At 63.8% G+C, this 14,289-nt stretch carries 12 protein-coding genes; 5 read left to right on the forward strand and 7 right to left on the reverse strand.

Going from position 1 to position 14,289, the window contains the following annotated elements; all coding sequences use genetic code 11:
* Window positions 1–483, reverse strand: a 483-nt coding sequence (locus P8R42_24070; GenBank protein MDG2307674.1) for a hypothetical protein, incomplete at its 3' end; no start/stop codon positions are given.
* A gap of 596 nt (window positions 484–1,079) precedes the next feature.
* Here P8R42_24070 and P8R42_24075 point away from each other — a divergent pair.
* Both P8R42_24075 and P8R42_24080 read left to right on the forward strand, forming a co-directional pair.
* The gene (locus P8R42_24075) at window positions 1,080–1,250 is read left to right on the forward strand and encodes a hypothetical protein (GenBank protein MDG2307675.1); all 171 of its coding nucleotides are present in this window, start codon (window positions 1,080–1,082) and stop codon (window positions 1,248–1,250) included.
* Window positions 1,251–1,485: 235 nt separating this feature from the next.
* A complete protein-coding gene (locus P8R42_24080; protein ID MDG2307676.1) occupies window positions 1,486–1,671 on the forward strand; it encodes an integrase core domain-containing protein in 186 nt (61 codons plus the stop codon).
* Between the two features lie 106 nt (window positions 1,672–1,777).
* Here P8R42_24080 and P8R42_24085 read toward each other — a convergent pair whose 3' ends face one another.
* Window positions 1,778–2,113 (reverse strand): hypothetical protein, encoded by a 336-nt coding sequence (locus P8R42_24085; protein ID MDG2307677.1) that lies wholly within the window; start codon window positions 2,111–2,113, stop codon window positions 1,778–1,780.
* 288 nt (window positions 2,114–2,401) lie between these two features.
* Between P8R42_24085 and P8R42_24090 the strand changes: the two genes are divergently transcribed.
* Together P8R42_24090 and P8R42_24095 are read left to right on the forward strand one after the other, a co-directional pair.
* Window positions 2,402–3,892 carry a metallophosphoesterase gene (locus P8R42_24090; protein MDG2307678.1) on the forward strand — a complete coding sequence of 497 codons (1,491 nt, stop codon included), beginning with the start codon at window positions 2,402–2,404 and terminating at the stop codon, window positions 3,890–3,892.
* A gap of 836 nt (window positions 3,893–4,728) precedes the next feature.
* Window positions 4,729–5,217, forward strand: a complete 489-nt coding sequence (locus P8R42_24095) for a hypothetical protein (GenBank protein MDG2307679.1) — start codon at window positions 4,729–4,731, stop codon at window positions 5,215–5,217.
* Window positions 5,218–5,673: 456 nt separating this feature from the next.
* Here P8R42_24095 and P8R42_24100 read toward each other — a convergent pair whose 3' ends face one another.
* The gene (locus P8R42_24100; protein MDG2307680.1) at window positions 5,674–6,165 is read right to left on the reverse strand and encodes a nuclear transport factor 2 family protein; all 492 of its coding nucleotides are present in this window, start codon (window positions 6,163–6,165) and stop codon (window positions 5,674–5,676) included.
* 795 nt (window positions 6,166–6,960) lie between these two features.
* Here P8R42_24100 and P8R42_24105 point away from each other — a divergent pair.
* Window positions 6,961–8,553: a glycosyltransferase family 39 protein gene (locus tag P8R42_24105; GenBank protein MDG2307681.1), complete on the forward strand. Its 1,593-nt coding sequence runs from the start codon at window positions 6,961–6,963 to the stop codon at window positions 8,551–8,553.
* 42 nt (window positions 8,554–8,595) lie between these two features.
* On the opposite strand, the gene P8R42_24110 is transcribed toward P8R42_24105, so the two are convergent.
* The 4 genes from P8R42_24110 to P8R42_24125 all read right to left on the reverse strand — a co-directional run.
* The gene (locus P8R42_24110; protein MDG2307682.1) at window positions 8,596–9,909 is read right to left on the reverse strand and encodes a sulfatase; all 1,314 of its coding nucleotides are present in this window, start codon (window positions 9,907–9,909) and stop codon (window positions 8,596–8,598) included.
* Window positions 9,906–11,696, reverse strand: a complete 1,791-nt coding sequence (locus P8R42_24115; protein MDG2307683.1) for a CRTAC1 family protein — start codon at window positions 11,694–11,696, stop codon at window positions 9,906–9,908. The genes P8R42_24110 and P8R42_24115 overlap by 4 nt, the downstream gene beginning before the upstream one ends.
* A 29-nt stretch (window positions 11,697–11,725) precedes the next feature.
* A complete protein-coding gene (locus P8R42_24120; protein MDG2307684.1) occupies window positions 11,726–13,471 on the reverse strand; it encodes a hypothetical protein in 1,746 nt (581 codons plus the stop codon).
* Between the two features lie 378 nt (window positions 13,472–13,849).
* A partial coding sequence (locus P8R42_24125) for a hypothetical protein (protein MDG2307685.1) occupies window positions 13,850–14,289 on the reverse strand: 440 nt, incomplete at its 5' end.

The following is a 14,289-nucleotide window of genomic DNA, read 5'->3' on the forward strand; positions in this document are numbered from 1 at the left end:
AGGGGCGGCGTAGCGACGGTAGAGGAAGTAGCCGGAGCTGGCCATCAGCCCGACCCCCGCCAGATCCATCACGAACTTGTAGACCCAGTAGAAGGCGCCGAAATAGAAATCGAGTTTGGTGTCGGCCTCGACCGTGATGATGTTCGTGCCGGCGAACAGTAGCACGAACGAGACGAAGAGTACCTGGTGGGCCACACCCGCGGGCTCGCGCACGACCCGCCCCTGGCCCACGCCTTCGAAGAGCATTCGCCGCAAGCGGATGCCCAGTTGGTCGAACCGGTTCTCGGGCTGACCCTTCCGGACGATCGCGTACCAGCGGTAGAGAGGGTAGAGGATGGTCAATCCCCAGACCGCGAACAGCACTAGCGGTAGGCTGAAATAGACGAAATCGAAGAACTCGATGAGCGTCGTGTGGAAGAACTCCGGAGTGTTCCAGAAGATCTCGCGTGTCTCGCCTCGGTCTAGGTCCTGTAGTCCTTCCATTGGTTCTCTCTCGGTTTTTGGGGCGAGCCGCCCTGGAATACAAATTACAACTATACAACAGCACCAGGGCAGAGCCCAACAGATTGCCGGCGAACGTGAGCATGGGGAGGGTCGCTGCCCAAACCCCGTCTCGTCTCCTCCCGGCCGGACCTGTGGCTTCCCAGAACTCGATCGTACCGAGATTGTTGGGGAGTTCTGTCGGGCGGCTACACCGCGGGGCTACATGGATTGGCTCTTCGGGCTCTCCTCTTGATTTGGCCCGACCTCTCCCGGAGTTATGTCGCTCTCGGCGTCGAGATCCCCGCACTTCTCCACCAGCTTCTCGTGCTGCAACGCTGGTGGTGGCCGTCGGCGCGCCCTGCACAGGGGAGACCGCGTTCTGTGGGTGTGGCTCTCCCGTCTCTGGACTGGATGGCGTCAAGCTCTGGCCCTGGTTCAGCGTGAGGCCGTGATCCTGGCATCGCGAGGGTTTCGCCTTTTCTGGCGCTGGAAGTGTCGGAGGCGTCAGCTTGGATGTCTTGGGATATCGCGAGAAATTCAGGAGCTCATCGCGACGATGCACGAGGCGAATCCGACGGGGCGAGCATCTCGGATCCATGGCGAACTGCTCAAGCTCGGTTTCACCGTCGCGCAGCCCGCGGTCGAAGTACCTGCCGCGCAACCGCAAGCTACCCTCGCAGGGTTGGCGGGCCTTCCTGCGCAATAATCATCTGCGCGAGACGATCACGATCGGCCTTGCGATGGTGCCGACCGTGACGCTCGGTTAGATATACGTGTTCGTGGTGCTGAGCCTGGAGCGCCGGAAGCTCCTTTACCTCAACGTGACCGCCCACCCGACGGCCGAGTGGACCGCGCAGCAGATGGTCGAGGCGCCCCCGTGGAAGACGACAGCGCGGTACGTGATCCGAGATCGCGATCAAATCTACGGCGTGGCCTTCCGACGGCGGGTCTCCGGGCTCGGCCTTTGCGAGATTCCCTCGGCCCCCTTGGCAGAATGCCTACGTGGAGCGATTCATCGGGTCCCTGCGTCGAGAGTGCCTGGATCATATGATCGGCCTGAACGAGCAGCATCTCCGGAGGGTCCTTTCGGTCTACGCCCGGTACTACAACGGTCCCCGAATCCACCTATCACTGGCAAGGACTCGCCTGAGCCTCGGCTCGTGGAACGGCAAGAGCTTGGAAAGGTAGTCGCCATAGGCACAGGAGGTGCTTGGCGGCTTCCGTGCGTCGGCCAGTTCTTGGCGCCCGGCCCCCGCGGCGTGTGGACTCCGCTTCCAGGCTCGGCTGACACTTGTCATCCAGCGTCTTGCAGCACCAGGTCTAAGATCCTCTCCGCGACCACCGAGACCTGCCTCGTCAGGTCGTCGACCCGGTCTATCGGTAGGCCGTTGTTTCCCTGTTCGGGCGGGTCGAACACTTCATCACCGAGCGTGTCCCAGCACCACGTGTGCAGGTGACCGTCCATGATCCGCCGGAACTCCGTCGCTGCCGCCTCCCTAGATTCCGCAGCCTGTGCGGCGGAAACGGCGGTGTCGCAGGCGGCGTCAATTTCCGGCGCGCCGGCAGTGACCAGCGTGGAGAGGTCTCCACAAAGATCGCAGATTCGGTCTCCCTGTTCGGGTGTCAACATTGTTCTTCTCCGTTCTGTTTCGGCACGCGATCGCGCGTGCAGTTGTCGTCTCGAGTTCCTGTTCGATCCGAACAGATTCCGAACAGTTGAGGGCGTCTCAGGCCGCTTTTCGGCGGCGAAGTCGCTCCCCTGCGCTCGAAAACGCTAGGCGCTGCTCACCTCGCGGGGTTCGATTCCCCCCGCACTCGACGCTTACTTCTGCTGAAAAGAAAAGCGCTTGCTCGATACCATCCAATGTCTTCTATCGGGGTTTGTTTTTGCTGCGGTTTGCATGCAACGACTGTCAGAATGCGGAAAGTGATTTGTCTATTGATGATCGTGGGGCTCGGTGCTGCGCTGGTCTCGAGTTGCGCAGACTCAGCGCGAGACCGGCAAGAACAGACCATCACGTCCTACGTGATTCTCGGCGGGGCCGCGGACACCGGGCCTACGGCTTATGCACGTGCAATCGTCACCGAGCAGAGCGGGGGCTGTCCGGAATTGATCGACAGCGAGGGCGGCCGCAGGCCGATGACCCGTCGCGAGAATCCGCATGGGTTTACGGTCGGAGTCTGTGAAGCCATCCTTCCGTTCGAGAAGGAGTTCCGGGTCTCCTGGTCCGGCCAGTCGCTGCCGGTGGCGGTCCTCGAACCTGAGCGGTTGCTCCTGACCGGGGATACGGGGTGCGACGCCGACGATTGCCCTCCCGGTACCCCGGCAGAGCCGCTGCAACGCATGGCGCAGAACATCTCTACCCTCGATCCAGCGCCGCAGGTCATCATCCACGTCGGCGATGGGAACTATCGAGGCACTCCGAAATACGCCGATGACGAAAAGACTCTGTTGATCTACGACGCAGGCGACCACGTCGACGGTCCAGGGTGCAGCCTCGATCGCCCCTACATCAGTCAGAACGCGGGCTACAGCGATTTCCCCGACAACTGGGAGAACTGGTGGATCGAGTTCTTCGAGCCCGCAGAGCCACTCCTGCGTGCGGCACCGCTGGTGATCGCGCGGGGTAACCACGAATTGTGCAGTCGCGCGGGTCCCGGCTGGCTCTACTTCCTCGACGCCGGAAGCAACCTCGACCAGTCCGGTCAGATTTCGTGCCCGCCGCAGGGGCGTGCGGTTCCGCCGGTCGGCGACGTGCTCGACCGTGTCCTCGTTCTTCCGCCCCGTGTCATCGATCTTGGCACCCGGCGCCTGGTCGTCATCGATTCCGCCAACGCATGCGACTACTTCGCGCCAGAGTCGACGACCGCGATCTACGCAGGCCAGCTGTCCGAGGTTTTCGATGCACCGGACCCGGATCCGAGCCGGCCGACCTGGATCGTCACCCACCGACCACTGGTCGGCGTCGTCGGAATCTGCTCGGAGGGGAGCGATCCGGACTGCCGTCCGGAGATCAATAACCGGACGCTGCAAGCTGCCTGGCTTCGGGCCTTCGGCGGGCCCGCGGGCGTCTCTCCAGTGGAACTCGTGCTCTCCGGCCACATGCACCTGTTCCAGGCGTCTCGCACGACCCAGCAGGGCTCCGAGCTGTGGCCCCCACAGCTGGTCGTTGGCAATGGTGGCGTTGCGGCCGAGAGCGGCCCCGGTCCGGGACCATTCTCCATCGAATCCGGAGATCTCTCCATCCGCGGACTCACCTCGAGCGCGCACTGGTTCACGACCGTCACGGTAAAGAGAGGTGGGGGTTGGAGTGGGGCGGTTCTATCCGGCCCAGACCGACCGGCCATCGCTGTCTGCAAGGGGCCCGGTCCGGAGATCCAGCTCTGCAGCCCCGCAGAGGCTTCCTGATTGTCGATCGTGACGCGGGCGGCATCGCGATCTGCGTCTGATCGTCTCCGACTCTGGACCGATCCGGTAGGAGTCATCGCGTCAAGTGCGGCGACAGGGGATGGATCGGCGCGAATGGGTAGGATGTCAGTTGACTCCGGGGCGGAAGAGAGTGGCGCTAGCCCTCAAATGCAGGTTTCAGGAAAAACTCGCGTCAGTGGCGCCGTTCTACTGCCTGATTTCATGCGAGCGCATGAGGGATCACCGGAGCGCATCTTCGCAAAGTTGGAAATGGTTCCGGCTGAAATCGTAACGGCTGACAAGTGGATTGATATCGATCGTCTGGCCGAACTTTTCGAGGTCCGGCCTTGCGATTCTGGTGCGGATTCAGGCGATCCAGCTCGCCGCAATCAATCGTTCGGTCACTTCGTTCGTGGCGGCACCGGGACGAGCAACGGCTTGACCCCGCAGGCCTTCAGGTTCCTGCCGCCCTCCTGAAAGAGCTCGAGGCGCAGTCGGTGGGGCAACACGCGGCTCCATGAGGCAGAAAGAGGCGCACGCATACGTCCGGCAAGGCGCCGCTAGGTTGGCTTGGAGCCAAAAAGGGGCTTCATGTAGGCTATCCGCAGGACTTTCTTTCTTTTAGTCGATTTGCTCGTATTTGTCGGCCAGCGGCCCAGCGGCTTCGCCTCGGGCGGGTAGGGGGCGGCGGCTCCCCGGGGGAGGTTTGGAGTTGACGGCTAGAAGTCATTTGGGGCCAAAAGCCTTGATGTTGTTTATCGTCAACTGTCTTTTGGCAATCAGGGGAAATAATGAAATTTCAATTTGAAAGACAGTTTCTAATATCTGGGCTTGTAATGTTTCTATTGGGGCTGCTGGCACCAATTTACTCCCCTTATGCGATGGCTCAAATCGGACTTTTGCAGGCCCATTTGATCGGTGTCCTTCAGGGTTTAGTATTTTTTGCTTTTGCTTGGATGTGGCCCCTTTTATCTCTGCCAAAGTTTTCAAAGAAGGTCGCGACTTTCTCGCTTTATATATCGCTTTGGGCCAATTGGATCGGCACTTTCATGGTTGGAGTGTTTGGTGGGGGCAGGGAGCAATACATCGTTAATCAGGACTTGGTCCCAGGAGCGACAGGGTTTTGGAATGTCGCTACTTTACTTTTTATCAGCCTATCGCAATTTGCTTTATTAACAGTGATCTTGGCTATCATGGGATTCTTGAATTGTTCTTGGACAATTACGAAAACCAAATTGCTCAATACGTTCTCGCTCATGATTTTTGTGGCAATCCTGGCCCTGAGTCTGTTTCAGACTGCTTTTCCGGAATACTCAAACGGTTAGAGCTGTCCTCAGCCCCGCAGAGAGTTGTCTTCCTGTTGTTCGGGTACGCTCTATAGGCGGATAGGAAGTTCAAAGGCAGGGTTTTGATTTCTGTTACCGTCGAACGCCGGCCAGGACGAGCACCGCCGGCACGGCAACGTCTTCGAATGAGCGGGGGTGAAGCGCGGAGCCTGCCGATCCTTCGCAACGCGAACGCGAGAGGAGACAGCCGCCCGGGCCAAGCGAGGGCATTAAGCCCAGTACGGTTCCCGGTGGACAATCAGTGAGAAGGCCGCTCGTGCTTCCTATCGTCTTGACGACGTACAGAATAGGGATTCGCATGTAGCCCGTACTAGCCAATTTTGGCAGATCGGTCCCAAGCCTTCGCGGGTCGGTCGTTCAGTCCAATCGGGGGATTGGCAGCTAGCGGTCCTGCCCGGTCGCGCGGCGACGCGGATGCGATGGCCCGGCCGCTTCTCAATCCTCCGCGAGCAGCGTCCGCAGATCGATCTCGGGCAGGGGAAAGACCACCTGATCCCCGGGCACGCCCTCGGGCGCCGTACGAGAGAACGAGCCGTACCGCCGGCGGGCGAACCGCCAGCACCCGTCAGCGTCGCGATCGAACCGGTCGTGATAGACACCGTACGCGTCGGTTCGTCTCCCCGTGTCCGCTTCGACCCGCAACTCGTGCATGTACATGCGCGCAGCCGCGCGGTCGCTCTCCTCGTCGATCTCGATGACGGTGTTCAGGATCACGAACTGGAAGAACGAGAACGGCTCGATCGCCTTGCCGATGAACGCGCCCACCTCGCCTGGGCCCGTGAACGTCGCGCTGCGGTCCCCGAGATCGAGATCTAGGCGGCAGTCGGGCCGAAAAATCTCGGCGAGCTCGGCCCACGCGCGGCGGGTCACGATGTCTGCATAACGATTCTGAAGTCGTCGGAGCGCGACGTAAGTCTCGGTGCTCATCTCGGGCACGATACCAGGGTGGAAGCTCCTCCGGTACGAAGGTGCGAAGACCGGAAAAGCGTCTTCTCGTTCGATCGGACCGGAAGCCCACCGAACCGACACTTCGTATAGGGTCGCGCCTTGGAGCGGCTGGGCGAGACGTAAGATGCGATCGACGAAGAGTTGGCCGGGTTCGACACGATGCGTGAAGACAAGACGAAGCTCGACCCGAAGGCGGCGGTGTGCGAATCGTAGAGGTTGTGATGCGGCGTTGGTGGTGCCTTTTCTTGCTGGTCGTCCTGGTGGGGGTCGGCGGATGCACGAGGAGCGAGCGTCCTCCTAACGTGGTGCTGATCTGTACGTCGTCAGCTGAGTCGGGATCTTCGGGGTCGATTTGTAAGAGACACTTCCGGCACGTTTGCTCGCCTACGCTGCGATGTACGTCAAGGAACTGACCGAGGGCATAGGCGACACCGGCGTGCGCGCGGGCATCATCAAGGTGGCCACCGGTGGCCATCGTTTCTCTCCTTGTAGCGTGCGGCGGGTGTGGGGGTCACGGAGAGACGGGGGCGGTCGGTGACGAGATGTTGCCAGCGCTGGCGCGGCCGGCGCCTGTCCACCGGGGAGTCGGTCCTTGCGACCTTTGTGGGGTGTTGTGAAGGCTTGCGAAACCGGATACGCGGCGGTGCCGTCTAGGGTGGGGGACTGTACATGCCACGGGAAGCATCAGATTGCCGCGGGGCTGCGACAGCCGAAATAGGTCGAAGCTGGTCGGCGTTCGCGGCTCTGCACGGCGAGGAGTTGGTCAGGCTCGCCGTGATTGCCACATTCCTCCTGGTGGGAGTTCAGGGCATCGGCCGCCCTGGGCTCCTGTACGACGAGGTGCTCTTCGTAAATGCGTCGCTCGGTGGACTGAACGAAACCTTCATCCACCTCCGAGTCTGGGGCGTGCCCGTTCTGCTGATGGCCTACATCGGGGCCTTGAAGGCGTGGCTCTATGCCCCGGTGTTCTGGATCTGGGGGGTCTCCCCCGAGAGCATTCGGATTCCTGCGCTCTTGCTTTTCGCTGCGAGCCTCTACGTAAACGCTCGACTCGCGTCGATGCTCTTCGGCCGCTTTCTGGGACTCGTCTTTCTCCTGGCTCTCGCGACCGATCCCGCTCTCTTCTTCGCCAGTCGGCTCGACCTGGGACCAAACGCCATGATGAGCCTCATGAAGGCTCTTGGGCTTCTCCTCCTGTTCCGGTGGATCCGCTCACCGTCGAACCGGTTGCTGGCAGGATTGCTCCTCGTTCTCGGGCTCGGCGTCTTCGACAAGCTCAACTTCGCATGGTTCGTGATCGGCCTGGCGACGGCAGCGCTGACCTTCTCTCGGCGACTTCGCCAAGGCCTGATCGCTGGGGCGCCGGGCTCCTGGGTTCTTCTGAGCGTGCCCACTGCGATCGGGCTTTACGTCGCAGTGACGTCCGTCCTGCCTCTCTTGTTCCACTATGAGACGGGACACGAGCAGGAATCGGTCCTGAGTATGGCCCGCTGGGACTACGTCTCGACCTGGGCTTGGCTGACGCTTACCGGAGAGGCGCTGCGCATGATCCTGTTTGATCAGCCGCCGATACCGGCGGCGCCGTGGAGCGGCCTCCTTGCCGGTCTGTTGACTGCGTCCCTCCTGACAATCTCGAGAAGGACCTTCGAGGTCGATGAAATTCCGACCTCCGCGTGGCCAATCGTCTTGTTCTTCGTTGCATTGTCTACGACCGTTCTCGTTCTGATCTTGGTCACTCCCCAGGCGACGAGGCCGCACTATATGCTCGCGCTTCACCCCGACGGCTACTTCCTGGCAGTCGCGCTGTTCGCCGCCGTGGCCGGCTCGGTGCAGACCTCATGGAAGCGACCTGTCGCGTCCGGCGTCATCGCGATCGCCACGCTGGTCGTCGTCTTGAACGTGCAACGGTCCGCGGAATACCTGGATCGCACGCGGTCGGCTGACGCATTTCTCGACTGGGCCAGTCCTGCGATCTATTCGCTGGCCCAACGGGTGCAAGAACTCGATCCCGACGTGATCGTGTCCTCCCAGTGGGGGCTCCACAATCAGCTCTTCGCGCTTGCGCCCCCCGAAAAGCGTCGCCGCTACCACGATCACTGGATCTTCTTTTCGAGGCCCGAGGCGGCGGAGGCTGGAGAAATGAACCGCCTCTTCGAGGAAGACTATCGCGGGCGGCGCACCCTCACCGTGGCGCACGCGTCCGAGGCCGACGGCATCCGCCTCCCCGGCGATCGAGCGAACTTCCTGGCGTTCCGAAGGGAGGTCCTCGGACAACACGCGGCGCCCGAGGTCGTCCTTGGACCGCAGGGCGACCCTCTTTATGAACTGTACCTCTCCCCCCCGATCCCCGATCCTCCCCGGGGATGAAGTGTCGGGTGCTGCGCACGTTCGGGTACGTGGAGTGATGTCTCAGCGGACGTAGCCCAGGGCGCGCAGCTTGCGCTCCCGGTCCGCGTCGATGGTCGGTAGAGCGGTGTCGTTCTCCGGGCGAGGCGCCCGGGTGAACGCCGCGAGCTCTTCCCGAAGTCGGGTCGCACCGCTGCCGTCGACGACCGGCCGGTCCTCACCCGGATCGGCGGCGAGATGGAACAACCGGGTGGTTTCCGGCGAGCCGAGGGGCGTGGAGGAGACCAGCTTGTGGTCGCCCCGGTAGGCGACGCGCACGCGCCGTCCGCGGGCGGTCACGTCCTCGGCGAACACCGGGTGTGGCTCGGTGAGTCGGACCGCCTGGGTGCCCTCGGGGAGCGGAATCCCGACCGCGTCGAGAATGGTCGCGAATACCCCCATCGTCGAGACACGGTCCTCCACACGCTCGCCGGCACGGCGGCCGCCGGCAAGCTTTGCCACGAGAGGAACGTGAAGCTCGGGCTCGTAGGGCTCGACGACGTGGCCGGCGAGCTGGTGCTCCCCGAGCATCTCCCCGTGGTCGGACGTCACGATCACGACGCTGTTGCCGTAATCGGGGCGCGCTCGTAGGGTGTCGAGGATCGTGCCGAGGGCCTGGTCGGTGAAGGCGGTTTCGCCGTCGTACTGCGAGACGAAATGGGCCCGCATCTCGTCGGTGAAGCGCACCCGGGCGTGCATCTTCTCCGTCATCATCGTGCCATGCTCCGGATTCTTGCCATCGAAGCGGGTGTCGAAGGGCTCGGGCGGCTCGTAGGGTTCGTGCGGGTCGAGCAGGTTTACGAACAGGAAGAACGGAGCCTGTTGGGATTCGAGCCAGTCGTTGACGGCGGTGGCGACGTGGTCGGCGCGGGGCCAGTCGAGGTCGTTGGTGAACTGATCGAAACCGCGTTGGAATCCGAACAGGGGGGACAGATACGTCACGTTCGCCACGAACGCGGCCGTCGTGTAGCCGTCGCGTTGCAGGAGCTCCGCTAGGGTGGGGATCTCGGGATTCATGGGTCGCGCAACCAGGCCGTCGACGCCGACTCGTTCGGCACCGTGGAACGAGGGCCAGCGTCCGGTGAACAACGACGCGTGGGTTGGTACGGTCCACGTGCCTGGCGCGGTCGCCAGTTCGAAGGTGAGCGCCTCGTGTGCGAAGCGTGTGAACTCGGGAGAGGTGTCGCGCTCGTAGCCGTAGAGGGAAAGGTTCTGGGCGCGCTGCGTGTCGATCACGATCAGGACCACGTTGGGCCGCGCCGGTGGCGTCCGTTCGCACGCGACAGACAGAAGCGTTGCTACGGAGAGGAAAGCGAGCGTTTTCAGGGTTCGGCTCATCGGGAGGGTTCGCGGATCACGTTCTGCCGATCGATGGAGACGTTGTCGACCTCCTGAACGATGCCGGACGGCCATCGCAGCCGTACGGAATCGATCGCCTCACACGCTCCGAGTCCAAAGTGGATCGGTCGCGCGGATTGCGAGAACGATCCCCGAGGGCCATCGTAGTACTGCGTCCGCCGTCGCCCGCACGCGTCGAGGTCGACCCACGTGCCGAGTCCCTGGTGGTTGGACGAGGTGCCGATGAGTTCGAGGTCGACCCAATGCGCCTTCGGTGACTCGTTTCGCAGCAGTTGGTACGGCCCCGAGTTGAAGGGGCGCACGCCGAGCCCGTTCAGCAGCAGCAGGTCGAGTCGGCCGTCGAGGTCGTAGTCGAGCGCCTGTGCGGCCGAGCCCCTCTCGCCGCCGGGTGAAGGCGTACCGGTGGCCGTCGGGTCGCTCGCTCTCGAGAAGGTGCGGCCCTTTCGGTTCAGGAGCAGAACGTTTGGCCGCCCCTCCCCCTCGATCCCGCCGTCGACCAGATAGAGGTCGACCCAGCCGTCGTTATTGAAGTCTTCCCACACGGCCATCTGAACGTTGGCGTCGTGTTCGAGGCCGGCAATGTCTGCGCGCTCGAAGGAGCCGTCTGCTTCGCCGAGCCAGAGGCTGCCGCCGCTCGGTCGCCAGGTTCCGAGCTCGATGAGCTCGGGGTCGTGGGCGGCACGAATCACGCCCGAGAGATGGTGATCTCCGGCCCCGGCCCAGCGCAAATGCCAGCGACGTTCCGGGCTGGCATCCCGCCACACGGAGAACCCCTCGGCTGAAGGAGGCTCCTGCGAGTGTACGTCCCCCGCTTCGACGGCGTGGCCGTTGTGGAAAAGGTCGTAGCTGATGGCATCCGTTTCCGTGGTGAAGTCGAAGCCCTTGGAGCCGTCGCCCGCAAAGAAGGCGAAGCGGATTTCTCCGTCGGCTTCTACGACGCCTTCGACGTACTGCGTACCGTATCCGAGATAGAGATCGAGGAGGCCGTCACCGTTCGCGTCCGCGAAGCTCATGGCGCCCACCATGTCGCCGACGGCCCCGAGGCCGGACGCGCGGGTGCGGTCGACGAAGTCGCCGTTCTCGTTGTGAAGGAGCTTCAGTCCGTCGCGTGAGCGGATCAGGAGGTCGGGGAAGAGATCGCGGTCGTAGTCCGTCCACGCGACCAGCGGTGCGGGTACCGAGAGGCCCAGGGTCGCGGTCGCGTCCTCGAACGTACCGTCGTCACGGCCGTGGAAGAGTCGCGCCGGAGTTGCGTAGTTTCCGAGCAGCAGGTCGAGACGGCCGTCGCGGTTTGCGTCGAGCCAGGCGACGGCTCGGGAGCGGCCGTCGGGGTCCTCGACCCCGGCGGCGACGGCGACGTCAGTGAAGGTGCCCCCGCCGTCGTTGCGGTACAGGCGGTTCGCCTTGCTTGCCGTGCCGCGCCCCGCGCCGAGGGAGACGTACAGATCGAGGTCGCCATCTCCGTCGTAATCGCCCAGTGCCGTGCCGTGTTGATCGCCCCGCGGATCCAACCCGCTCTTGGGCCGCCGGTTCGTCCAGGGCCCGACCGCAGAGGTGGTGAGGAGCAGCGCCTCCGCGCCATGGTTCGGGAGGTAGAGCTCGAGGCTCCCATCTCCATCCACGTCGCCGGCCGCTGCGTCGAAGCTCTCCGAGCGGTATTGCAGCCGAGCGTCGTCGGTCGTGTCGCGGAAGGCTACGGGCGGAGCAGGTGCAGGCGCGGGCGGCGGCTCGGGTTCGCAGGCGGATGAGATCAGGGCCAGCGTCATGACGCCGGCGCAGCATGCGCCAAGGGCTCTCATGCGCGCTGGCATTCCGCGCGCGGCTCGATCTCGAACAGCCACACCGAGTTGGCGGGCATGTGTAAGGCGTCCGGGGCGCGCACGCGTTCGCCGGTGCTCGTCACGCATCCGTCCACGTGCCAGAGAAGCGGTGAAACCTCCTCGCCATTCCAGACGGCGCCCCCGCGGCCGCCGATCGATGCGTGCCGAAGCGAGTAGCTGCCGGCCGGGAGTCCGGCGACTTCGACCCGCACCTCTCTAGCCAGCTCCTCCTGCCTGGGGTCGCCGTCTTTCAGGGGAGTTGGTTGATGATGGACGACGAATATCCGGACGATGCCTTCCCCAGTGCCGGTCGCGATCGCCCGCAGGGTCGATTCAGGCCTCAGGCCGGGGCCGGGACCGACGCGCGTCGCGAGTCGTGGAAGACCGTCCTCATGTCCACTTGTGCGCAACGCGATCGGCTCTCCCGATTCCGACGAGGTCTCGAGCTGACCCGCAAGCAGTCCGAGCATTCCGTACACGTGCCCGGCGGGCAGCGGTTTCAAGCTCGGCATCTGCACGATCGCCTTCAGCCAGGGGGCGCTCGACACGACGTCGCCAGCGTCGATGAACGAGCGTTGCGCCTCGGCAAACCAGCTGCCGGCAAACCGGGTGGTGCGAAGCGGTTGGTCGGCCTCGGCCTCGAACGGTCGCCGCACGTTCACGTGGAGGCCGAGCTCGTCGATCTTGATGGGGCGCTTCGCGAGGCCGTTGTCCGTCTGGGCCCGGATCAGACGACGAATCCGTGTCGCGCGGAAATCCTCCAGGGTCGTGTCGGGTACCTCATAGAGGCTCATGCCGATATAGGGCAGGCCCTCCCACGAGAGGTCGGGAGCGGCTTCGAGCTCGGCACCCAGAGAGGCGAGGTAGAGTTGCAGATTGTCCTCGCCTTCGAAGGTGTCGCTGGTGACGTAGTTTCCCGGGTGGACGACGACCTCGGGCGCGATCTCCGAAACGGTGCGGGCTGCCGCAGTCCACGTGCTCGCGTAGCCGTCCGGGTTGCTGGCAAAACCGACGTGCTGGATGTCTCCGTTCTCGTCCGGGATCAGGCAGTTCGGTTCGTTGATGATCGAGACGCGCCAGCCCGTGCGGTCGAGGTCTTCTACCGAGGCGAAGGCGTCCCGGACGTAGTCGAGCCACCCTTCGAGGTCCTCGGGCGGCTTGGCGTTCCAGTGATAGTGGCGGAAGTCGCCGGTTCCTCCGGTGAACGCGACTGGGGTGGCCGACAGGTTCAGGTGGGGCCTGACGCCGCTTCGCAGGAGCCGTTGGAGCGAAGTGCGAAAGGGCGAGTAGTCGACCACCCACTCGCCGTCGACCCAGCGCATACTCTCGTTGACCGCGGCGACCCCGGGATGGCCCCCCTGGCCGCACTCCCAGTTGGGAACGTGCCCTTCGGACTCCTGGCGGTGATCGCAGGCCTCCGCGATCTCGGGGGCATAGTTGCCGCCGAGCGGGGCCACCACGCGTGCGTAGCGGAGCCAGGGCGCCGCGCGGCGGAGCCAGCCTTCTCCTCCCCACATCTCGGCCGGGTCTGGTCGATGCACGCCGAACGTCGCCAGAAGCTTCCAGAGATTCACCTCGTCCCAGATCGGTCGCACGACTCCGACCGTCCGATCGGCGTAGACGGTCACGACTCCGGGGCGGCCGTCGATCCGGTGTGAGATCGCCACTGCAATCGTCGCGATGAGGACGAGGGCGAGCGTCGTGCGAAAGGCGAGGGCCATGACGGTGGCGCAGCTTGGCATGTGGCGCGCTCGGCAGCCATCGCGGGCCGTCGGACCAGGGCCTGGCTCTGGCCGTGGTCGGTCGATGCCGGCATCCCGGCTACCGTGAGGGCGCGTTGGCTCTTTGCGGATAGCCGACATGAAGCCCCTTTTTGGCTCCAATTCGACCTAACGGCGCCTTACCGGACGTATGCGTGCGCCTCGTTCTGCCTCATGGACGGTTCGGCCAGTGCTCGGCGCGGGTAAGCCCGCGCGTAGCCCCCTACAACCTGACCTGGAAGATCGACAATTCTCACACGATCCAGTCGAGGTGACGTTCCGGCCCTTCGGGGCCGCACGGGCACCGGATCGATCCGGTCCCGCGCCCCCCGCCGCGCTTCATTCCTCGCCTAGTAAGCTAATGACGGACTGCGCCGACTGGTTGGCTTGCGATAGCGCATGGTTGACTTGCGATAGCGCAGCTACACCGGACTGTGAGAGAATCTGGAACTTTGTCAAATTAACCACCTCGCCGAAGTCAGCGTCATGTATTTCGTCAGGTCGATTCCCCTGCGCGCTGGCGGGCGTGCCCGGTGGAGTCGTGGCGGTGAGACATACGGCGAGGGCGTGCGTTTCGGGCTGGGTGGCGTCCCGCGTCGCCGACCACGCGCAATTGTCGGTCGACGCCGGGTCGGGCCACAGCTCGGTGCAGAGCGTATGCAGGCACTCCTGTTCGCTGCTCGGTGTACCGCCGACGCCACCGACCGTGTTGAAGAGCGCCGCGCAGTCGCCGGCCAGATGCTTCAGCGGATGGAGGGTCGGTAGCTCCAGGTCCCCGC

The organism is Candidatus Binatia bacterium, assembly GCA_029243485.1.
Lineage (GTDB): Bacteria > Desulfobacterota > Binatia > UBA12015 > UBA12015 > VGTG01.